Annotated in this window: 18 protein-coding genes and 1 riboswitch; of the genes, 10 read left to right on the top strand and 8 right to left on the bottom strand. The window is 37.5% G+C overall.

All coding sequences use genetic code 11. From position 1 onward, the window contains the following. Positions 1 to 33: 33 nt before the first annotated feature. Positions 34 to 843 carry a zinc transporter ZupT gene (gene zupT, locus QNH29_RS26250; protein ID WP_283862200.1) on the bottom strand — a complete coding sequence of 270 codons (810 nt, stop codon included), beginning with the start codon at positions 841 to 843 and terminating at the stop codon, positions 34 to 36. A gap of 217 nt (positions 844 to 1060) precedes the next feature. After that, the gene (locus tag QNH29_RS26245; RefSeq protein WP_283862199.1) at positions 1061 to 1465 is read right to left on the bottom strand and encodes a hypothetical protein; all 405 of its coding nucleotides are present in this window, start codon (positions 1463 to 1465) and stop codon (positions 1061 to 1063) included. A 391-nt stretch (positions 1466 to 1856) separates the two neighbouring features. Here QNH29_RS26245 and QNH29_RS26240 point away from each other — a divergent pair, with 391 nt between their 5' ends. Both QNH29_RS26240 and QNH29_RS26235 read left to right on the top strand, forming a co-directional pair. Then, positions 1857 to 2516, top strand: coding sequence for a 5-bromo-4-chloroindolyl phosphate hydrolysis family protein (locus QNH29_RS26240; protein ID WP_349654873.1), 660 nt, complete (start codon positions 1857 to 1859; stop codon positions 2514 to 2516). Beyond that, entirely contained in the window at positions 2513 to 3700 is a 1188-nt protein-coding gene (locus QNH29_RS26235) for a toxic anion resistance protein (RefSeq protein ID WP_283862198.1), read from the top strand. The genes QNH29_RS26240 and QNH29_RS26235 overlap by 4 nt, the downstream gene beginning before the upstream one ends. A gap of 41 nt (positions 3701 to 3741) precedes the next feature. Here QNH29_RS26235 and QNH29_RS26230 read toward each other — a convergent pair whose 3' ends face one another. Then, positions 3742 to 4587 (bottom strand): M15 family metallopeptidase, encoded by an 846-nt coding sequence (locus QNH29_RS26230; RefSeq protein WP_283862197.1) that lies wholly within the window; start codon positions 4585 to 4587, stop codon positions 3742 to 3744. A gap of 214 nt (positions 4588 to 4801) precedes the next feature. Beyond that, positions 4802 to 4888, top strand: a riboswitch (cyclic di-GMP riboswitch). A 45-nt stretch (positions 4889 to 4933) separates the two neighbouring features. Here QNH29_RS26230 and QNH29_RS26225 point away from each other — a divergent pair. Further along, complete coding sequence (locus tag QNH29_RS26225) at positions 4934 to 5107, top strand: hypothetical protein (protein ID WP_283862196.1); 174 nt, start codon at positions 4934 to 4936, stop codon at positions 5105 to 5107. A gap of 253 nt (positions 5108 to 5360) precedes the next feature. Here QNH29_RS26225 and QNH29_RS26220 read toward each other — a convergent pair whose 3' ends face one another. Beyond that, positions 5361 to 6404 (bottom strand): multicopper oxidase domain-containing protein, encoded by a 1044-nt coding sequence (locus QNH29_RS26220; RefSeq protein WP_283862195.1) that lies wholly within the window; start codon positions 6402 to 6404, stop codon positions 5361 to 5363. 206 nt (positions 6405 to 6610) lie between these two features. On the opposite strand from QNH29_RS26220, the gene QNH29_RS26215 reads away from it, so the two are divergent. Together QNH29_RS26215 and QNH29_RS26210 are read left to right on the top strand one after the other, a co-directional pair. Then, a complete protein-coding gene (locus QNH29_RS26215) occupies positions 6611 to 7288 on the top strand; it encodes a copper homeostasis protein CutC (protein ID WP_283862194.1) in 678 nt (225 codons plus the stop codon). Positions 7289 to 7327: 39 nt separating this feature from the next. Next, a complete protein-coding gene (locus QNH29_RS26210; RefSeq protein ID WP_283862193.1) occupies positions 7328 to 7459 on the top strand; it encodes a hypothetical protein in 132 nt (43 codons plus the stop codon). 114 nt (positions 7460 to 7573) lie between these two features. Here the strand turns inward: QNH29_RS26210 and QNH29_RS26205 are convergent, their stop codons facing one another. The 3 genes from QNH29_RS26205 to QNH29_RS26195 form a co-directional block, all read right to left on the bottom strand. Beyond that, positions 7574 to 9415: a diguanylate cyclase gene (locus tag QNH29_RS26205; RefSeq protein WP_283862192.1), complete on the bottom strand. Its 1842-nt coding sequence runs from the start codon at positions 9413 to 9415 to the stop codon at positions 7574 to 7576. A gap of 174 nt (positions 9416 to 9589) precedes the next feature. Further along, positions 9590 to 10186 (bottom strand): DUF5317 domain-containing protein, encoded by a 597-nt coding sequence (locus QNH29_RS26200; RefSeq protein WP_283862191.1) that lies wholly within the window; start codon positions 10184 to 10186, stop codon positions 9590 to 9592. A 292-nt stretch (positions 10187 to 10478) separates the two neighbouring features. Next, positions 10479 to 10781 (bottom strand): DUF4359 domain-containing protein, encoded by a 303-nt coding sequence (locus tag QNH29_RS26195; protein ID WP_283862190.1) that lies wholly within the window; start codon positions 10779 to 10781, stop codon positions 10479 to 10481. Positions 10782 to 11069: 288 nt separating this feature from the next. Here QNH29_RS26195 and QNH29_RS26190 point away from each other — a divergent pair, with 288 nt between their 5' ends. The 3 genes from QNH29_RS26190 to wecB all read left to right on the top strand — a co-directional run bounded on the left by QNH29_RS26190 (position 11070) and on the right by wecB (position 13785). Then, the gene (locus QNH29_RS26190; protein WP_283862189.1) at positions 11070 to 11960 is read left to right on the top strand and encodes a CPBP family intramembrane glutamic endopeptidase; all 891 of its coding nucleotides are present in this window, start codon (positions 11070 to 11072) and stop codon (positions 11958 to 11960) included. Between the two features lie 144 nt (positions 11961 to 12104). Further along, complete coding sequence (locus QNH29_RS26185) at positions 12105 to 12488, top strand: GtrA family protein (protein WP_283862188.1); 384 nt, start codon at positions 12105 to 12107, stop codon at positions 12486 to 12488. Between the two features lie 148 nt (positions 12489 to 12636). Continuing rightward, complete coding sequence (gene wecB, locus QNH29_RS26180; protein WP_283862187.1) at positions 12637 to 13785, top strand: non-hydrolyzing UDP-N-acetylglucosamine 2-epimerase; 1149 nt, start codon at positions 12637 to 12639, stop codon at positions 13783 to 13785. A gap of 40 nt (positions 13786 to 13825) precedes the next feature. Here wecB and QNH29_RS26175 read toward each other — a convergent pair whose 3' ends face one another. After that, entirely contained in the window at positions 13826 to 15928 is a 2103-nt protein-coding gene (locus QNH29_RS26175) for a sulfatase-like hydrolase/transferase (RefSeq protein ID WP_283862186.1), read from the bottom strand. A gap of 338 nt (positions 15929 to 16266) precedes the next feature. Here QNH29_RS26175 and QNH29_RS26170 point away from each other — a divergent pair, with 338 nt between their 5' ends. Together QNH29_RS26170 and QNH29_RS26165 are read left to right on the top strand one after the other, a co-directional pair. Then, the gene (locus tag QNH29_RS26170) at positions 16267 to 19440 is read left to right on the top strand and encodes a PA14 domain-containing protein (RefSeq protein WP_283862185.1); all 3174 of its coding nucleotides are present in this window, start codon (positions 16267 to 16269) and stop codon (positions 19438 to 19440) included. Positions 19441 to 19608: 168 nt separating this feature from the next. Then, positions 19609 to 20862 carry an O-antigen translocase gene (locus QNH29_RS26165; protein ID WP_283862184.1) on the top strand — a complete coding sequence of 418 codons (1254 nt, stop codon included), beginning with the start codon at positions 19609 to 19611 and terminating at the stop codon, positions 20860 to 20862. Positions 20863 to 20865 lie beyond the last annotated feature (3 nt).

Raw genomic sequence — 20865 nt, 5'->3', positions numbered from 1 at the left:
GCTGGCTCTCGAGTATTTCGTTATAATTTGTGATTAGATGAAAAGTAAAAGGCTAACTGCCATGACGGCCATACCGGCAATTAGGCCGTAGATTGATAGATGGGTTTCGTCATACCTTTTTGCGGCCGGTAATAATTCGTCCAGAGAGATAAACACCATGATCCCTGCGACTGCAGCAAAGATAATTCCAAACATAATATCATTTAGAAAAGGCATTAAGAATAAATAAGCGGCTAGAGCACCAATTGGTTCGGATAAGCCAGATAAGAATGATAGTTTAAAAGCCTTTTTCTTATCACCTGTCGCAAAGTAAACAGGCACGGAAACTGCGATACCCTCAGGAATGTTATGGATGGCTATTGCGACAGCGATGGCAATACCGAGTGCCGGATCCTGTAAAGCGGAAGTAAAGGTAGCAATTCCTTCTGGAAAGTTATGAATCCCGATGGCAAGTGCTGTAAATGTACCCATTTTTAAAAGGTCGGGCTTTCCATTGACCATACTAGGTTGATTCATATCTTCAACAGTTTTTAATTCATGCGGGTTCGATTGCTTTGGAATGAACTTGTCGATTGCGGCTATGAGGATCATACCTCCGAAAAATCCCCCAACCGTTAACCAATTCCCGGGAACAACTCCCATGGCATCTACAAGTGCTACCTTTGCTTTCACGAAAATCTCTACCATAGATACATAAATCATGACACCCGCCGAGAATCCGAGGGTAACAGATAGAAATTTTGTGTTTGTGTGTGATGTAAAAAATGCGAGCAGACTTCCTATGCCTGTTGCAAGGCCAGCAAATAATGTCAGCCCAAATGCTAATAGCAGATTCTCCGTCATAGTCTCTTCTCCTTTTTATTTAAAAATGTTTATTTTAGTGTTTGAAAGTTTTGAATAGTATTATATATGTGCGGATACAGAAATGTTTCCTATGAGAAACATTTTACACCGTCTGAAACAAAAAAACAGTAAAAATAATTCAAAAAATAAAAAATAGCGTTAGGTCCTTGATTGTTCTCAAGTTCCTCACGCTATTTATTTTAGAGTTTTTATAGAGTTAATAACCAGGACCGTATCCGCCGCCATAACCACCCATTCCTGGTCCATAACCAGGACCGTATCCGCCGCCATAACCACCCATTCCTGGTCCATAACCAGGAACATAACCAGGACCATAACCAGCTCCATAACCAGAACCATATCCTGAATATCCACCTGGATATCCATAACCAGCTCCATATCCTGGACCAAAACCGCCGTAACCGTAACCTGGTCCATAGCCGCCACCGAGACTAGAACCTAAATATCCTAAACCAAGACCGAGCAATCCAGCCCCAACATTACCTAAATTAAATCCACCGCCGTGGTGACCGCCGCCATGATGACCACCGCCATGGTGACCTCCTTGATGTCCAAATCGATAATCAACGGGCATTCCAAATGGTTGATACATTCGTTTCATCGCACTCCTCTATCTATATAGTTGAAATAATATAATGTGATACCCTCATATCCTATGTATAACTGGATAATCCTCTTGGGCTAAAGCCTAGAAAACATTAAACAACAGGAAAGAGAAGGCAAACTGTCCACCTAGGGTGGAAATTGTCCACGGGTGGTGCCTGTCACCATGTCACCATATCACGTGTCACCATATCACGTGTCGCAATGCAGCCCAAAAATACGTCTTAGGTCTTAGTCTTGTTTACGTTTGTGGTCTATGGAAAGCAGGAGTTTTATGGTGTATTGTTGAAGTATGAGGGGTATCTTCCTTTTTTTGTATTTTATATTTGCTGAAACATTTTTGTCGGTAGTTCGTATGAATATAAAGGATTTTTAGTCAGGAGTCGATTATGATGAACCGATTTTTATCTTTTTTAATCCAGAGTGTTGTGACTGTTCCATCTGTGGTCACGGTATGGTTTCTAAGCTATTTTGCCTTTGATTTAACATTTTTGGCTTCGTCCGCCATTTCTTTAGCAGGCGGTGTCATCGTTTACAAGATTACATCCGCGGTCATGACATCCCGCTTTTTAAAAAAACATCAGCTTACGAGAAAAGAATATCGTTATATAAAGAAGAATTTAGATGAAGCTAAACGAAAAATTAACAAACTAAATAAATCATTATTTTCCATCCGCGATCTATCTACAATAAAGCAAAGACTTGACGTTCTACGGATTACAAGGAAAATTCAAAGCATGGCTCAAAGTGAACCGAGGCGCTTTTATAAAGCGGAGAAATTTTATTTTTCTCACTTAGATTCTGTCGTTGAATTAACCGAGAAATATCGTTTTTTAGCACAGCAGCCGAAGAAAAGTCATGAGATGGATGTATCTTTATATGAGACGCGGCAAACCTTAACAGATTTAACGAAGGCCCTGGAAGAGGACCTCTATCATGTTGTTTCCGACGATTTAGATTCCTTGAATTTTGAAATTGATGTTGCAAAACAGTCTATAAAAAAACTTAATGATACTAAAACCATAGACGAAAGCAGGAGGCTAAAATGAGCGAAAATAACTCTCCACAGGCTAAAAAAACTGGAAACTTATTGGATGATATCCTGGCAAACCCGTTCGGTGATAACGAGCTTACACCACAAATACAGGCGGAACCGGCACCACAGCTTCAGGAAGCCAAGCCTACAAAGCTGATTGATGTCATTCCTGAAGAGAACCGGGCAAAGGCTTATCAACTCGCTGAACAGATCGACCCAAGAAATCATCAGGCGATGATTACGTACGGTACCCAGGCACAAGGGAAGCTCTTAAGTTTTTCCCACACCATGCTCGAACATGTACAGAAAAAGGATATTGGTGAGGTTGGCGAAATCATTAGTGATTTAATGAAGAGGCTGGACGAAGTTAATCCAGATGAACTGAAGGAAGGGAAGCCATCCTTTTTTGGGCGTATGTTTGGAAAAATTTCAAACTCGCTTCAAGAAGTCTTATCCAAATATCAAAAGACAGGTGCACAAATAGACCGGATTAGTGTGAAACTTGACCGCAGCAAGAATGTGCTGTTATCGGATATAAAACTTTTGGAACAGCTTTATGAAACAAATAAAGAATATTTCCATGCTTTAAATGTTTATATTGCGGCAGGAGAAATTAAGCTGGAGGAGATGCACCAAAAGACAATCCCAGAAATGAAAAGGGCAGCAGAGGCCACAAATGATCAAATGAAGGTCCAAGAAGTAAACGATATGATACAGTTTGCTGACCGATTGGACAAACGTTTATACGATTTGAAATTGAGCCGGGAAATCACGATTCAGAGCGCTCCGCAAATCCGTCTGATTCAAAATACAAACCAAGCCCTCGTCGAAAAAATACAATCGTCTATCATGACCGCAATTCCGCTTTGGAAAAATCAAGTCGCGATTGCGCTGACGCTCATTCGCCAGCGTCATGCAGTAGAAGCACAGAAAAAAGTATCACAGACGACAAATGAGCTGTTATTAAAAAATGCTGAAATGCTAAAAACCAATACCATTGAAACAGCGAAAGAAAATGAGCGTGGACTCGTCGATATTGAAACACTTAAGAAAACACAGGAAAACTTGATCACCACCCTAGAAGAGACGATGCGCATCCAGGAAGAGGGACGTCACAAACGGCGTTTAGCTGAGCAGGAACTAGCGAATATGGAAAACGATTTAAGGCTCAAACTCTTAGAAATTAAAGGTAAATAAGAAAAGCGTCAAGTTCCACTATTGGAGCTTGACGCATTTTTTTAAACTTCATTATAATATTCCTCAAGCGTAATACCTTTGCTCGTAATCTCAAGTGCCAATTCCTTACCGACATAGCGAAGGTGCCAAGGCTCGTATTGGTATCCAGTAATGCTTTCTTTTCCCTGTGGATATCTAATGATAAATCCGTATTCGGCTGCATGCTGTTCGAGCCAAATCGCTTCCGGTGTACCTCCAAAACAATTTTCCGCCGCACACTTTCCGTTGCCGCTGGTAACATCAATAGCCAGGCCGGTTTCATGTTCACTTGTGCCAGGTAATGCACTATAGGTTCTTGCTTTTTCATAACCATCACGGTTCACATAAGAGTTAAACAATGTCGTTTGCGTTTCATGAGATCGATATGCCGAAACTGCTAATAGAGAAATCCCATCAGCTTTAGCACCAGCAAACAATTGATTGACCGCCGCCGCCGCAACACGCCGCATTTTGCGTTTTTCATTCGTCACATCAGAAACAAAAGGAATATCAGTATAAACAAGATCGGCAGGTTTATAATTTTCTGGAAGTTTATTTTGTTTATTAACGAGCACCGGAATACTTTCTGGATTGAAAACAACCTGGATGCCATCTTGATTCTTATCTGTTGTATGTCGTTTCATGTTTTCATCAGATGTATTTGCCACTGATTGCTTTGCCTGTTCGACATTATTCTGCATTTGGTCATTTGAATGCTTTGCGTCTTTGTTATGAGTGTCTGCCTTAACCTCAGAAGTTACCTCAGATTGACCGGGATAGCCTTTGGCATTGAGGATTTTCTCTGAACAACCTGATATTAGTAAAGTCATCATGACTAAACTCACAAATATAGAAGAATTCTTTTTCACAATAAAACACCCTTACTTTTAAAAATAAGTCAAACCTAACAGGATTAGACGTCAATATAATACATTATGTTACATCTTTCGCTACGCAACAACGTATTTTTGAAAAAATAGGCTGAGCAGCCTATAGTAATAAAAAGGATATAAAAGCAAAGCAGGACCTAAGACTCTTTTTTATTATTTAGCGGTAGCATATAGTTCTATTAAACACATAAATCGTACGAAACGGCAAAACTATTGAAAAATGGTGACGCAAAACTACAGGGGCTAATGTTTTTTACAACGATGCCAGCCAGTTACCGAACACGATCCTCTGCGATTTATGTAGATAAATTAAGGAGGTTTTTTTGTGTTGTCGTTAAAAAGTATTTTACTAAGAGGGAAATACTATTATCATTTATTTCAGTACCGTCATATTGAAATGATGCAGTATGATTGTTTATGTGACGAACTTAAGTATGAATTAAAGGTGAAGTCTTTGTATCACAATAGTAAAGCAATAGAATTAGGAGCTAGAATATAGAAAAGGTCTGGGATTCCCAGACTTTTTTATTTTTGGGGTTTATTTGTGGATATGTTAATGGGAAATGTGAGTAACTAATTAACAGTTGTGAATAAATATGTTGATTCCGTGGATAAGTTTATAGGTTCTGTGGATAAGTGAAAACTAGAAAATAAAAAAACTCATAACTGTGGATAATCTTGCGCGGTGCTATAATCATTGTTGGTAACTTGAAAATAAAAAACATCGGAGAATTCCGATGCTCTTCGAAGTTTTAATGTGACATGGCTGCGCTGCCATCGTCTGATCCGTCTTTTGTTACTTTCAAAATTCCAACAGCGCCCTTTGTTGCATGGTTAAACTGATGTGTTACAATGGGATAACTGCCTTCTTTAGTGACCGTAAATTCCACAACGGCTCCGCCGCTTGCAGGCAGCATTACAGTTTGCAAACCTTTCATGAGGTTAAACGGATTACCATCAATATAAACATGATCAAAGACTGTACCCACCACGTGAAAACTGCTGACTTCATTCGGTCCAACATTGTTAATGTATATTCTGACTTTCTCGCCGACCTTCGCCAGTAATGGAGTGTCGACTAGGGCACCAACCGTTCCGTTTGTATTAATATCGCCTTCTTTTAAAGCTTTGGCGGAAAATACCACATTACTAGGTACTCCATTCATAAAATCCTCTAGGTCGTTGTATTTATACCATTCATTTTGAACGATGACAAATTCACGGTCGATTTCAGCTTCTGTCGGGTATCCGTTTTTAGGCTTAACAATGATCGTACCGTGCATACCGTTTGCAATATGAGCCAAAACCGGCTTTGTTCCACAGTGATACATGAAAACTCCTGGATTGTTAGCCGGATAAGTAAAGTTTCCGGTTTCATTTGGCATGATATCTACAAAATCTTGTGATGGGGAGGCATGAACGGCATGAAAGTCCATGCTGTGCGGGATTGAAGGATCCATGTTTTTTAAGGTAAAGTTAATGGTGTCACCTTCATTGACAACAATTACTGGTCCTGGGGCTTCACCGTTAAATGTCCATGCTTTGTACATATTGCCTTTGGTAATTTCGATATCGGTTATTTGGGCGGTCATTTCAATATTAACTTCGTGTTGACCGACACGTACTATCTTGAGTGGAATTGGCTGTTGATTGAGATTTTTATGAGGTTCAATTACTTGTGAGGATGTGTTCGCTTTTGCAGTCTGTTTTTCATTGGAGAAATTGGCTGAATTACAGGCAGTTAAAACCATAACAGAAGTGACAATAACACTTGCAACCTTAACAAACTTTCTCATTCGATCCTACCCCTTTGATATAAGATGACTACACTTTCATTGTAAATTTTGTAAAAATTATCCTAGTGATTAGTATCACTTATTATTCAGAATTGTTTGAACAATTTGTGAAATGTTGAGCATTTAATAATATTTATAAGTTTATTAAGTAAAATAAATAATTAATAGTAAAAAATCCTGTGTGACATCGAGAAGGAGAGTAAATAATGTTAATCGAATTTATTGCGGTTACGGTAGAGGATGCAAAATTAATCGAAAGATCAGGTGCAGACCGGATTGAATTGGTGTCTGGATTAACAGAAGGCGGAATCACTCCAAGCTATGGATTAATCGAAAAGGTTGTTAATAGTGTAAACATTCCTGTCAATGTTATGGTGAGACCACATGCTCAATCATTTTGTTATTCAGAAGATGACATTACGATTATGAAAAATGATATACGAATTATTCGGTCGATAGGGGCAAATGGTGTAGTATTCGGAGTACTGGATAACAAAGGGGACGTTGATTTCCGCCGTGTTGAAGAGTTATTAACGGAAGTAGGTACTATGGAGGTTACGTTTCACCGTGCCATCGACAGCTCAAATAATATAATGAAAGCAGCGCAGAAAATAGACCAATATAAAGAGATTACGACCATTTTAACCTCTGGTGGTTATGGTGACTGGGAAACACGTTTGGAAACCTTAAGAAAAATGAAGGAAACCTGTACAAATACACATATCCTTATCGGCAGCGGTTTATCAAAAGATAATATCAGGCAGGTACATACACAAGCAGCAACAAATCACTATCACTTCGGAACAGCCATAAGAAATGAAAATAGCATCCTAAAAAGTGTCTCCTTAGAAAAAGCTATTGAAATCGTTCATACCTTGAAATAATTGGGCATATTAAAAATAACCTTACCCATGGAGGCAGCAATGGAAAAAGAAAAAGACCAAACAAGCGAAGGACTCAACCAAATCTTCGAAATCATCAACGCCAAAGGTGACACAGGCGAAATAAAACAAATCGTTCAAAACAACGAAACAGAAAACAATAACAAAAAATAGAGAGACAGTGGGCGGTGCCTGTCACCGCTCGTGGACACTGTCCACCTCAGGCGGACAGTTGCGGGGTAAAAAAAGAGACTTCAACTTTAAGTTGAGGTCTCTATATTTTTTGTTCTAGTGATTAGCAACTAATTGCTTAGTTTCTTGGCTTACACCGCTATTATTCAGCTGTTTAACCATGTCAATAAATGGTTCTACAAATTGGGGATCGAATTGTTTGCCGGAGCAGGTTCTCAGTTCAATAATTGCTTCTTCGAATGTTTTTGTTTTTTGATATGGCCGTTCGGTAGTCATTGCATCAAAGGAATCAATAATACAAAGGATTCGTGCCAGTTTTGGAATTGATTTTCCTTTTAACCCATATGGATAACCGTTTCCATCATATCGTTCATGATGAAGTTCGACTAATGGAACCAAGTCTTCTAATTTTTTATTAGTCGAAATGATTTCTTTGCCCCAGGTCACGTGCTTTTTCATCATTTCCCATTCATGCGGCTCAAGTTTTCCCTTTTTATTTAAGATATCCCGAGGGATTTCAATTTTTCCGATGTCATGGATAATTGCACCTAGAATCAAGGTTTTCCGTTCATGATCACTCAAGGATAATAACCGTGAAAAATCAACCGCATATTGGTAGACTCGCTTACTATGCCGGTATGTATATACATCCTTTGAGAGAAATATTCTTAACTGTTGTTCCGCTTCCTCCAATTCTTTTTCGATGGAGAGAGACCGATAAGCGGAGTATTCGAAATTCTGATCATATAATTGAACAAGATTTTTTCCTTGGTCCTTAGCAGCATACATAGCTTGATCAGCCTTGTTTAGAAGTTCAGATATGTTATAGGTTTCTTTTTCACATTCTGCAATTCCAGCTGAAAAAGATAGGCAGCCATAGGGGAGATTTTCAACCCCTTTATAATAGGTGTCATTTGTTTTCTTTCGCAATTCATTCATAAATAAATTGGCTTTATGAAGATTTGTATTAGGCATTAAGATGGAGAACTCTTCGCCTCCATAGCGTGAAACAATATAATTTTCAGCCTCTGATGCTGTTTTCAGCAGCGCTCCAAATTCCTGTAGTAGATGATCACCTTGTACATGTCCATATAGATCGTTATATTTTTTAAAATCATCGATATCAAGAAGGACTACACATAGCGATTGGTCGGTTTCCTTTGCAGCGGCTACTTCTTTTTCGAGAATTTCTTTAAAATATCCATGATTGTTAAGACCGGTTAAAAAGTCTTTGTTTGCTTTCTCCGAAATCTTCTTAAATAAATGAAAGTGCTGCTTAAATGCCAAAGACAGCAAAAAGGCAATACAGGTAAACAAGAAAAGTCCAAATAGCTTCTCTGAATTCATTAAAATCGCCAACACTAACGAAAGCATGAGTGTACTGAAGTAAGGGGAAATAGCTTCTTTAATAAGTTCTTTAAACACACTCTCAAAGCTTTCAGCAGCTGCCAGGATGAAGAATAATCCTACAAAAATAACATTTAGAGCAAAGTAAGTGAGTAAGGAAACCAAATAAGGAACCGAGTTATTGATGTGGATACTGCCGATGGACCCACCAATAGAAGTATATATATAATAAGAAATTGCAATCATTAAGACATAGCTGGAAAAATTAAAAATATGCTTCCACCAGACAATTTTTCTTTGAGTAAACGCAAATAGAATTGAATTAATTAACAATACGGCCAAAGTTAAATCCAGTCCAAATAAAAAAAGACTTGCTAGATATATAGAAGAATCCATAGAAAGAGAGTTGCCCTTTGGGGGAAGGAGTATAGGATAATGATTTAATAGTAAAATGGCGCCTGCGAGTGCAAAAGTTATGATCCATTCATATTTTGTATGAATTTGAAAATCATTAAATGCGATAAAGATGAAGAAACCTAATACTGATACAAGAATAAGGTATTTATTAGTAGTTGTCTTTAGAAACTGCATTATTCCATCACTCTCATAATTAGATTGGAGAAAGTGAAAATCACTTTCCCCATTATTTCAAATCTAATGATTATACTAATCTAAATCCAGAAGTTAATGCAACAATAACCGACCCAATAATAATTGCATTATATAAAATACCAGTTAATTTAAGGCCTTGTTTTTGGTCTTTTTTCATCTTTCTTCACCTCCCTTCAGTGAAAGGGCAGCTGCATTTCCTCTATTAGCCAGGGGATGTTTAACCATTAAATATTGAATAAAAAAGAAGATTCCGATATTCATAATGATATCGCCAATACTTATGATTTGGGTTCGTGGGTAAGGGTCACTTATTGGGATCACATCACCCAAAAATCCGAGATTTGTTTCAGGTGTTAACATTGCATGTTTTGCGTACAATCCTTCTTTTAAAGCTTGAATATACCCGGGAACTAGAACCGCTGAAGCCTCAACCGAAACAGGCATTCTGCCGCCATTAAGAACCATCACGATAAAATTTAGAAAGACACCAATAAAAATAAGGATAAAGCCAGGATTCTTCCGATTTAAAAATAAAAAAATCAGTCCAATGACGTAGACAATGATATAAATAAATCCACTCAGTTGGCCTAAAAATTTACTATCGTTTTGAAACGTAAATACTGCCAGCTGGACGACTAACAATAGTGGAAAAACCCAGCCCCACTTAAGATTTAACTGAGAGAAAGCCCTTAAGTTACCTTTCCTGAGAATTCCTACAATAAACGAAATAAGAATGCCATCAAATACCATTAGTACTACCTGCCTATGCATAGAATAAAATCAAATAAAAATGAAGATTTTGTAAAGGGTAAATATTCCCATAATATCAATATTATTGTTGAGAATTGTCGAATTCAAGTATAAATTGTGAAAAATATGTGTAGATTTTATTTTTATATAATTAGATAAATGGTGCCTGTCACCGCTCGTGGACACTGTCCACCTCAGGCGGACAGTTGCAGCCCAAAAAGACCTCAAACTTTGAGGGTTTGAGGTCTTCTTCTTTTTTTGTTTATTAATTGCTGGTTATTATTCGGCCTTCTTATTTTTCATTTTTAGAAATTGGAATAAATTTATTAAAGATACCGATGCTGGTGACTTGCCCTAAGCCTATCTCGGAAAAATCGGTTTTGTAGACTGAAAATATGAAGTAATCTTTTTCCGTTGTTCCCATATCGAAAACCTTTTCCCCTGCTAACGATAAGATCCCTTTTTCAAGTATATTAGAAGATTGATCCATCGCTTCATGGGTAATCCACTCCACGTATTGCGACCGCCCAGGGTTTGTTTCTGATAAGACAAATACAATGACTATCAATAGGATAATAGAAATGATCTTTTTCACTTTTCAACCCCTATTCTAATTATTGTTAATTTTCACCTAATTCAAGTATAAGGCCGGATGGATATACTTGTAAATAAAATTGGCGATATTATACCTGGTGCTAATTCTCTATTAATATGATAAATTATTACTAATTAACTATAAAGGAGAAAACCCTTGTCAAGAAAATGGAAATGGTTGATTGCTTGCTTACTTTTCCTGTTGTTAGTAAATGGATTTGGTATTTTGGCTGTGCAGCTTTTTGAAAGGTAGAGGGTACAGTGACTTTAATGGCAGGGAATGATAACGATGACAACTAACTTAACTACACCAATATCAAAACCGCTTTTGTTTGCACTACTCACGATTACTATCGGGGTTGAACTAATTCTTTATTTAAGCGGTTACAGTCAATTAGCTGGTACCCTATATGACGCGATTATGGTTTCTTCCTTTTTTATAGGATTGAAACTTCATCAAAGACTTAGTAATGGTGTACCAAAAACAAAACTGCAATATATTAGACAATCTATCGGCGCCTTTTTGGTGTTTATTCTAGGCAGTACCGTAATTAATATCTATTCCTCTTACGCCTTTCAGGATTTTAGCGATGATTATGAGCAATATGTGGAGACTTATACAGATGTAATAGACGATAATAACGACAGTTTAGAAGCAAACGAGCCTGTTGAACCTGTAGAAAAGATGTGGGAAGTAATAGATGAAATTGATCGTGTGGGGTACGATATTTTTACCGATATTCTTGCCGGTCTCGAAGAAGTTTGGCGATTGGCGTATATCATCCTCATTCTGTTAGTTTTCAAGAAGTTCTTCCCAAAACGCTGGGAAAATGGGCGGCGTGATAGTTTCGTCTTAATTGCGCTCTTTGTCACCTCTGTGCTATTTGGTATTGACCATACGCTAAGCTCGGTAGAATCATGGCAATATGAAATTGGGGCTATTGTCACCTTTACCAACATGGGTTTACTATTTGGATTGATCTTATTATGGACGCGGAATCTCTGGGTGACGGTTTTGGTTCATTCGGTTTATGACATCCTCGCTACACTTTCCTGGTATTACTTTGAATTTATTGTCGAAATCTTTGCGTTGCTTCTTTTACCGATATATATGATTTTAACTACGATAGAGAAGAAAAAGTCGGTTGAAATTGTCGTATCAGAAGATATAGCAAAATAAAAATGTTAGGAGTTACCAAATCTGGTGACTCCCTTTTTCCATCTTTATAATTTTTTTTTCAGCAATAGGAGCTAAACCTATGAACTAAAGTAAATAATAAGTATATGTCAAGATCCATCATGGTTTAAGGAGAGGATACATAAAATGTTTTTCTTAAATGCTCAATTTTGGAGGTTTGTAATTGTAGGGGTTATCAATACGAGTAATTATTATGTACTTTTCTTATTCTTACATAATATTGTCCACTTTCACTATATGGCAGCGCATATTGTTTCCTTTATCATTAGCATGGTAGGGTCATTTTATTTGAACTCCTATTTTACGTATAAGACTAAACCGACACTTAAGAAATTTTTGCAATTTCCTCTTACCTATTTAGTGAATATTTCAGTTTCTTCGGCGGCCATCTATATTCTCGTTGTTTTTTTAAAAATAAGTGAAAGCATTTCTCCGTTATTTGCTTCTGTTTTGGCGATTCCTTTTACTTTTGTTATCTCTAAAATCATCCTTACAAAAGAAACAAGTTAAAAACGAGGGAAGAAATCAACACCGCATGTGAGCGCTGTTTATCTGAAGGAGTTAAAGAGGGTACAACTGTTTTAGTGCTTTTAAAGATGTTTTTTGATATTATGTAGGTGTCTTAAGCATATTGAAGGAAATCCAATTGGAGGTTTTTATGAAGAACCAGTTAAAAGTAATGACTGTATTTGGGACCAGACCTGAAGCTATTAAAATGGCTCCACTTGTAAAAGAATTAGCGAAGCATGATGATAAAATAGAATCGATTGTAACGGTAACGGCTCAGCATAGAGAAATGCTAGACCAGGTTTTGAAAATTTTTGCAATCCAACCAGACTATGATTTGAATATCATGAAAGACCGTCAATCATTAATTGATGTTACTACACGCAGCCTAGAGGGATTGAATAAAGTATTTCAAGAGGTAAAACCTGATATTGTTTTAGTGCATGGGGATACCACCACAACGTTTGTAGCAAGTTTGGCTGCTTTTTATAATAGTATTCCAATCGGGCATGTTGAAGCGGGACTTCGGACGTGGAATAAATATTCTCCGTATCCTGAAGAAATGAACAGGCAGCTTACGGGCGTATTGGCAGATTTGCATTTTTCTCCAACCTCACAATCAAAGGAAAATCTATTGGTTGAAAATAAGCCGGCCAAATCGATTTTCGTTACCGGTAATACTGCGATAGATGCGCTGAAAACGACCGTCAAAACTCAATACTCTCATCCGGTATTAGATCAGCTCGGTAATGATCGCTTAGTTTTAATGACTGCTCACCGCAGGGAAAACACCGGAAAGCCAATGGAGAATATGTTCCAGGCGATTAGAAGATTAGTCGAAAAGCACGATGACATCCAGGTTGTTTATCCCGTACATATGAATCCGGTGGTTCGTGAAATTGCTAATCGAATATTAGGAGAAAATAACCGCATCCATTTAATTGAACCTTTAGATGTGATTGATTTTCATAATTTTGCATCTAGAGCCTATTTAATTCTTACTGATTCTGGCGGTGTTCAGGAGGAAGCACCTTCGTTAGGAGTTCCAGTACTGGTTTTAAGAGATACAACGGAAAGACCTGAAGGGGTTAAGGCCGGTACATTGAAGCTTGCTGGAACAGATGAAGAAACCATCTATCAGCTTGCCGATGAGTTGTTGTCAAATGAAGCTGCACATGCTTTAATGGCTCAAGCTTCTAATCCTTATGGTGATGGCCTTGCTTCTGAAAGAATTGTTCAGGCGATCCTTTATCACTTTAATGTAAGTAATGAAAGACCGATTGACTTTGGGGAAGTATAAAGCGACGTGCTATCATAAAAAAGCTGACTGGGGACGCCAGTCAGCTTTTTTTGTACCTATATTTATTACTACTTGAGATTACTTTTTCATTTTGGTCGGTTATTTTTACAACGATTTCTGTACCGTCTTTTATTTTGGAATAAGGAATAATAATCTTTGTTCCATCGCTTGAGATTTTGTCTGCTGCTTTTCCGTTCAGATACACATGACTGTTGTAAGTGAAATTTTTCCCCTTTATTATAAGAACCTTTTTGCCATCCACTGTAGACGTAGAGATCCCTGTAACCTTGGGGTCGCTGTAACCTAAACGGTAGTTCTTGCTAACCTCAATTTTCTTATCTTCCATGCCATACATTTTTCCAAATAAAACGTCGTATTGGAGCATTTTTATGTCATTTAACGTTTGATTATCGATTTTCTCCTCTGCTAGGAAATCTGCCCTTGGTATTTTAGAAAATTCACCATTTTGGTATTTAGTAAGTAGATAATTGGTCAGATAATTCCCACTAAGACCGGCACGCTCTAAAATAACTGGCGTAAGCATAGTCGAACCAATATTTAAATCATCTTGCCTGTTAGAAAAGTTATCCCAGATTAACACAGGTGTAGTATACATCTTTAAATATTCTTCATACGTTTTCGTATCGTTATAATAGTTTGCCTCTTGATATACTTGATAGTTATTCCCTAGTAAAGGCAGGTGATCGCCGAAGAAAACGATAATTGTTTTTTGATTCATTTTGTTTACTTCTTCTACTAGTCTTTGGAGTTCTTTATCAATCTCAGTAAGATTATCGGAATAAACCTCTAACATGTTTTCGGCCTCAGCTGAAAAAGCAACATCACCCTTCAGTTGGGTTTCGATATTTGCAAAACTAAATTTTTGGTCAGTCGCATATGGTCCGTGGTTTTGTGTGGTAACAGCGAAAATAAAATTCGGTTTACCTTCATTATCCATTTTTAGTTTTTTCAAAATTTCATCCGTCACACTCTTATCATGGAAAAAGGGTCCAAAAGGAAGTGGTTCTGCCATATACTCTACACTTATAAATCGATCAAAACCTAAGTCCTTATAAACTCCTGAACGATCATAAAACCAATGATGCCACGAATGGATGCCGGTTGTATCATAACCCTGTTCTCTTAAGATAGATGGAAGAGAGGGCAGTGGTTTCTTAACAAAATTTAAATAGGCAATCGAACCAGTTGGCAGGAACTGTGTGGATAAACCCGTTAACGCTTCGAATTCGGTATTAACCGTAGAACCGCCGAACACAGGTACATTTAGTGATCCTGAGCTTTGTTCCTCTTCAAGTTGATGGTAAAAAGGAATTGGGTCCTTATTAAATTCAACATTTTCCATAACAGTTGGATCCCAAAAAGCCTCGTTCATGATCATTATTATATTTGGTTTTTCCGTATCTGTAGCATTAGCAGCAACCTCAGATTTAGAGATTATTTCTTTTATCGCTGCGGTAGAATAGCCAGGCGGCTTCTCTTGTTTCAGCCATTTCAGGTTTTGAACAAACCCGCCGATTACACCGTCTTGCTGATACGTTAGTTTTTGGTCTGTCATCACATAAACAATCATTAATTTTCTTTTTAGAAAAGAAGTGTCAGAAGTACTTTCTATTCTAAAAATTAGTAGAAACAATCCTAATAAAACAAGAGAACTGATTAATTTAATCCTATTATGTCCTTTTGGATTTGGAACTTTAATTACCAATATAATAATAATTAGGGTTATCGAAACAAGTCCAACAATTGTCCAAAATAACAATGTCCCTGAAAAAAATTCCGCCATGCTTCTGGCTTCTGCCGCCAGCGAGAGGTCAGTAGGCAATACTGGAACGCCGCGGATTCCTTGTTTTATATAGGAAGCGAGACCGAGAAAAAGCAAAGGGATTGTTACAATAAAGGAAACGATGATATACATTTTCCTTTTAAAGATATGTAAGCCGGCTAAAAGCAAAAATAATAACAAAACATTATATGTAAAAGGTCTGGTGTACTCCCTTGTCCATTGAAAAGCTTCACTAAATCCTCCACGATAAAGCATTTCAATAAAAAGTATCGTTAAGAGCGATTGGATAGCGCTTACGATGAATGCAGATATTGTATCTTTAAATTTTATATGTGACATTGTTACTCCTTTTAAAAGTCAGTAAGAATTTAATGTATATTAAATTAGTGTAGACAAAAAACGACAAAAGACAACATATATGCAAACATTTTTATAAAAATGTAATATATATGGATATCCCATCCAAATTTTTTAAAATATTACGACTAAATGTAAATTAATTGGTAATTTAATGTATTTGTAATGATTTGTAAAAAAACGACATATTTATGTTATTCTTTTATCCGGAGCTGCTTTAGAAATTATTTTTAAATAGATTTCTAGAGCAGCTTTTTTATTTTACTAAACTAAAATTTCGTTTTAATAGATATAAAATTTACTAGGAGTTGAAAAGGAATTTGTCACGGAAAAACTTAATAGGTTATATCGGAGCAGGATTCATAACTTTTATGCTTCCTTTAGGTATTAAGGTATACGCAAATGAACCCGTCTATGTACCTAATATAGTTGAAAACAGTGCCGCCGTTCCTCTGGAGTCTTGGCAGGCTTACTATTATCCAAATAAGACATTATCCGGTAATCCAACTGCTTCGAAAATCATCGAGCCGATTGGAGAGTTAAAAAAACTTTCTGAGAATCATGGTAAAGGTTCGCCGATTGCAGGGTTTAAGAGCGATCAGTTTTCCGTCCGTTATACATCGGCGAAGAAACTTCCTGCCGGGGAGTATATTTTACGAGCAACTGCCGATGATGGTGTTCGCGTTTATGTAGACGGGAAATTGGTACTAGACCGCTGGAGCTCAGCACCTGTCCTTAGGGAAAACGGTGTAAAACTTATGATAGCTGATGTGGTTAATGCAAAAGCAGGTGAAAAGGATATTCACTCGGTAGAGGTGGAATATTATGAAGGAGCCGTTAATAGTCAAATAGACGTTTCCTTTGAGCCTTTTCAACGCTCCATCGAAGATAATTGGGTTGCTGAATATTACCCAAATAAGACACTAAAGGGAAATCCAATTATTGAAGGCGGGAAAAGTTCGGCTGTAAAGCTTCATACTATCAATTTTAACTGGAAGTCAGGTTCGCCGGATCCCTCTATCCCGACAGATGGATTTTCCGCGCGTTTTACGAAGAATCTCGAATTTGAAGCAGGCACATATGAATTCCAAATTCGAGCAGATGATGGCTCACGTTTATGGGTCGATGACCAGTTAGTTATTGACTCTTGGGTTAGTACTTCAGGTCATCTGAAGACAGGAAGAATCGATCTTGCAAAAGGAAGGCATACAGTAAAAGTAGAGTACTTTGAAGGTGTCGGATTGGCTAATCTATTTGTTGACTATAAGAAATACACGGAAATACCGACCCAGAAAGGTACTAAAGTTCACTATAACTGGGGCAGTGGCACTCCAGGTCCAGGTAAACCAGCAGATGAGTTTACTGCGGTATTTGACCAAACTCAGGAAATGCCAGCAGGAGATTACTTTATCCAAGCACAAGGTGATGATGGTGTTAAAGTCGAAGTGGACGGTCAGCTGCTAATCAACCGTTGGAGTAATTCTCCTGTATTGGTGACCAACAAAGCTCTATGGACAGGTGTTACTACAGGTCTGCATACGATTAAGACCCATTACTACGAAGACGGAGGTAATGCAAGTATTTTCTCCGATGTAGTTCCATTTGATTCCTGGCTGGCTTATCATTATTCAAATAAAACCATGTCAGGTGCACCAACAGCTGCAAAGGTTATTGCACCAACTGGAGAATTGAAAAAGCTTTCTCAACAGTATGGAACGGCTTCTCCAATAGCGGGAATTAAGGCTGATTCTTTTTCAGCCCGTTTTACCTCAGCAAGGAGAATTTCAGCAGGTGAATATATCCTGCGTGCCACAGCTGATGATGGTATTCGGGTGTATGTGGATGGGAAGTTGGTACTAGACCGCTGGAGTTCTGCACCTGTCATCAAAGAAAATGCTGTTATAGTTCAAATCGCAGATATAACTGGTGCTAAACCAGAAGAAAAAGATGTTCATTGGATTGAAGTCGACTACTACGAGGGAGCAGGAAACAGCCAAGTAGATGTTTCCTTAGAACCTTTCCAAAACTCGATTGAGGATACGTGGGTTGCGGAATATTATCCAAACAAAACGTTAAAAGGAAATCCAGTTGTTGAAGGTGGAAAAGGCTCGGCTTCAAAGCTGGCAAATATCAACTTTAACTGGAAATCCGGTTCTCCTCATCCATCCATCCCGGTAGATGGATATTCAGCACGATTTACAAAAAGTATGGAATTTGAAGAAGGTACCTATGAATTCCAAATACGAGCTGACGACGGATCACGAATTTGGGTGGACAATCAGCTGGTGATTGATTCCTGGGTTAGCACTTCTGGCCATCTTAAGACAGGAAAAGTCTCCCTAAACAAAGGAAGACATACAGTAAAGGTTGAGTACTTTGAAGGTGTCGGTCTGGCAAACATCTTTGTTGACTTCAAAAAGCAGGTCCAAACACAGGTATCAACACCGGCCCCATCAGTTGAGAATCCGATTAAACAGGAGCCAGTAGTGGATTCTTCTCAAAATGTGAAATATGTATCTTCAATAAAATTACCTGCGTACCGCAGTTTTGAGGAATTAATTGATTATGGCAAGCATCTTGTATTTTACAATCCAACATATACTAGATTGCTAGAACTGGGTTATGGTGACACTGTGTATGTTTTGGAAGAAAAGCTTTATGCTGCCAGAATTAAGACGATGGATGGTCTAATCGGCTGGGTTCAAAAGGATTATCTTGAAACAAATTTAATGGAAGATACTTGGATGGTTAAAGAAGCTAGGGCCTTTAGAAGCGGTCCTTCTCAAACTAGTTCTAGTATTGGTACCATTCCGAGCGGCTCAAGTGTGTATCTGTTGGATCATGTAACAGTACCGGGTTCTGCTTATACAGAATGGTATTATATCCAAACACAAACAGGTCAAAAAGGGTGGATCTGGGGAGCAAATAACCCTTGGGGTAACGAAGGCTATAACGTGATTAAATACGAGTTCAATAAATTAGGGTTTACAAATCAAGTTACGATGTTTACTCCGTTAAATACGAAAGCAAATGTTACCGCAGAACAAATTAATAGTTTCATAAACTTTAAGACGGGCGGAAAAACAACTGTTATGACCAATATGGGCTATGCCTATATGAAAGCCCAGGAAGAAACAGGACTGAATGCCATTTACTTACTGGCGCACTCCGCCTTAGAAACTGGATGGGGAAGTTCATCAATTGTAAAAGCAAAATATAACTTTTACGGAATAGGTGCGATTGATTCAAGACCAGATGAGGGTGCTTATAACTATGATACTCCAGAAGGAGGAATTATCGCAGGAGCCTACTTCATAAAAGGGAATTATGTCGACCGTTCATGGGATACCGGTGGTTATTTCCCTTATACAAGCAAACCAACGATTGATAATATGAGGTTTGACAATAGCTGGCACCAATATGCAACAGATGAAGCATGGGCAGCAAAAATAGCCAATAATGCGCTAGAATTTTACAATTTCATTAATAAATAAATCGAACTGCCTATCCTAGTTGATAGGCAGTTTTTTTACATACAAAACCTATTTTGGGCTTGGATATTCATTTGCTTTCACATAGGATAATTGCTAGAATGAATACTGATTATAGAGCGACATAATCCATTTTTTTACGACAAATATTACTATACTAAAGGAATTATTATGAACTTACTAAAAACTAGTTTTCTTTCTTCCATTGCAACAGTTATCAAAATTTTAACTGGATTTATTGTCAATAAGGTCCTTGCCCTGTATGTTGGACCGGCGGGTATTGCACAGATCGGGCAATTGCAAAACTTTTTTTCTATTGTTTCCAACTTGAGTAACTTTTCAATCAGTCAGGGAGTTACAAAGTATGTTTCTTTCCATGGTGAGGAAGAGGATACCCAAATCAAATACATAAATGCAGCGATCACCATTTCTTTTATTGCTTCTTTAATTACAGGGCTCCTGATCATTGTGCTTCATAAGTATCTTTCCGTTCTGTTATTTAGGTCAGAAAAGTATGCAGACATTTTTATTTATATTGGAATCTTTCTTATTCTATATGCGGTTAACAGTATCCTGCTTGCGGCCGTAAATGGTTTTAAGAAAATCAGGAAGTTTACACTTATTAATGTTACACAGAGCTTTTTTGGGTTAGCTCTTTCGATTTTATTAACGGTTAAATGGGAACTTAGAGGTGCAATGTATGCGTATGTACTTTCTCAAACCCTGGTTCTTTTAATCTCGATTGGCTTTTTATTGAAGGAAGATTGGGTTAGAAAAATTAGGCTGAGGAAAGTCGACCGCTCGATTCTGAAAAGTTATTCCAATTATACAATTATGTCAATGATTCATATTTTAACCGTTCCGGTATCGTTTATTATCATACGAAATTATATTACGGATACCTTATCTTTTGACGACGCTGGTTATTGGCAGGGCCTTACGAAAATCTCTGATACCTATTTAATGTTCATCACCATGTCGTTAAGTGTGTATTACTTGCCGCGTTTATCAGAAATCAAAGATGATCTGAAACTAAAAAAAGAAATATTTGATGGATATAAACTTATTATCCCAATACTGACGGTTATTTTGGTAGCTGTTTATTTCATGAAGGACATTGCCATTTTGATATTATATTCTGCGGAATTCCTAGAAATGAGAGAATTATTTTTATTTCAACTCATTGGGGACTTTTTCAAAATTGCCAGCTGGCTCATTTCTTTTAATATGCTTGTTAAAGAAATGACAAAACATGTAATCATTACAGAACTGTTTTATTCCATCACACTTACGGTTCTCTCCATCATTTTTATCAAAATGTTTGGGTTAATTGGTGTCACATATGCATATAGCCTTACGTATTTCTTATACTTTTTGATGGTTGGCTATATGATGAGACATATCTTATTCTTAAAAGCAAATTAAAGG

This window comes from Neobacillus sp. DY30 (genome assembly GCF_030123065.1).
GTDB lineage: Bacteria > Bacillota > Bacilli > Bacillales > Cytobacillaceae > Neobacillus.
The sequence above is the reverse complement of the archived record's forward strand: the minus strand, read 5'-3'. Positions and strand labels throughout refer to the sequence as shown.

What these genes read in the sequence shown, in the direction of transcription:
- QNH29_RS26190 (WP_283862189.1), top strand. Translation starts at nt 11,070, where the DNA reads ATGACAACTAACTTAACTACACCAATATCAAAACCGCTTTTGTTTGCA.
- QNH29_RS26215 (WP_283862194.1), top strand. Translation starts at nt 6,611, where the DNA reads ATGTTAATCGAATTTATTGCGGTTACGGTAGAGGATGCAAAATTAATC.
- QNH29_RS26220 (WP_283862195.1), bottom strand. Translation starts at nt 6,404, where the DNA reads ATGAGAAAGTTTGTTAAGGTTGCAAGTGTTATTGTCACTTCTGTTATG.
- QNH29_RS26185 (WP_283862188.1), top strand. Translation starts at nt 12,105, where the DNA reads ATGTTTTTCTTAAATGCTCAATTTTGGAGGTTTGTAATTGTAGGGGTT.
- QNH29_RS26245 (WP_283862199.1), bottom strand. Translation starts at nt 1,465, where the DNA reads ATGAAACGAATGTATCAACCATTTGGAATGCCCGTTGATTATCGATTT.
- QNH29_RS26205 (WP_283862192.1), bottom strand. Translation starts at nt 9,415, where the DNA reads ATGCAGTTTCTAAAGACAACTACTAATAAATACCTTATTCTTGTATCA.
- wecB (WP_283862187.1), top strand. Translation starts at nt 12,637, where the DNA reads ATGAAGAACCAGTTAAAAGTAATGACTGTATTTGGGACCAGACCTGAA.
- QNH29_RS26165 (WP_283862184.1), top strand. Translation starts at nt 19,609, where the DNA reads ATGAACTTACTAAAAACTAGTTTTCTTTCTTCCATTGCAACAGTTATC.
- QNH29_RS26200 (WP_283862191.1), bottom strand. Translation starts at nt 10,186, where the DNA reads ATGGTATTTGATGGCATTCTTATTTCGTTTATTGTAGGAATTCTCAGG.
- QNH29_RS26210 (WP_283862193.1), top strand. Translation starts at nt 7,328, where the DNA reads ATGGAAAAAGAAAAAGACCAAACAAGCGAAGGACTCAACCAAATCTTC.
- QNH29_RS26235 (WP_283862198.1), top strand. Translation starts at nt 2,513, where the DNA reads ATGAGCGAAAATAACTCTCCACAGGCTAAAAAAACTGGAAACTTATTG.
- QNH29_RS26240 (WP_349654873.1), top strand. Translation starts at nt 1,857, where the DNA reads ATGATGAACCGATTTTTATCTTTTTTAATCCAGAGTGTTGTGACTGTT.
- QNH29_RS26175 (WP_283862186.1), bottom strand. Translation starts at nt 15,928, where the DNA reads ATGTCACATATAAAATTTAAAGATACAATATCTGCATTCATCGTAAGC.
- zupT (WP_283862200.1), bottom strand. Translation starts at nt 843, where the DNA reads ATGACGGAGAATCTGCTATTAGCATTTGGGCTGACATTATTTGCTGGC.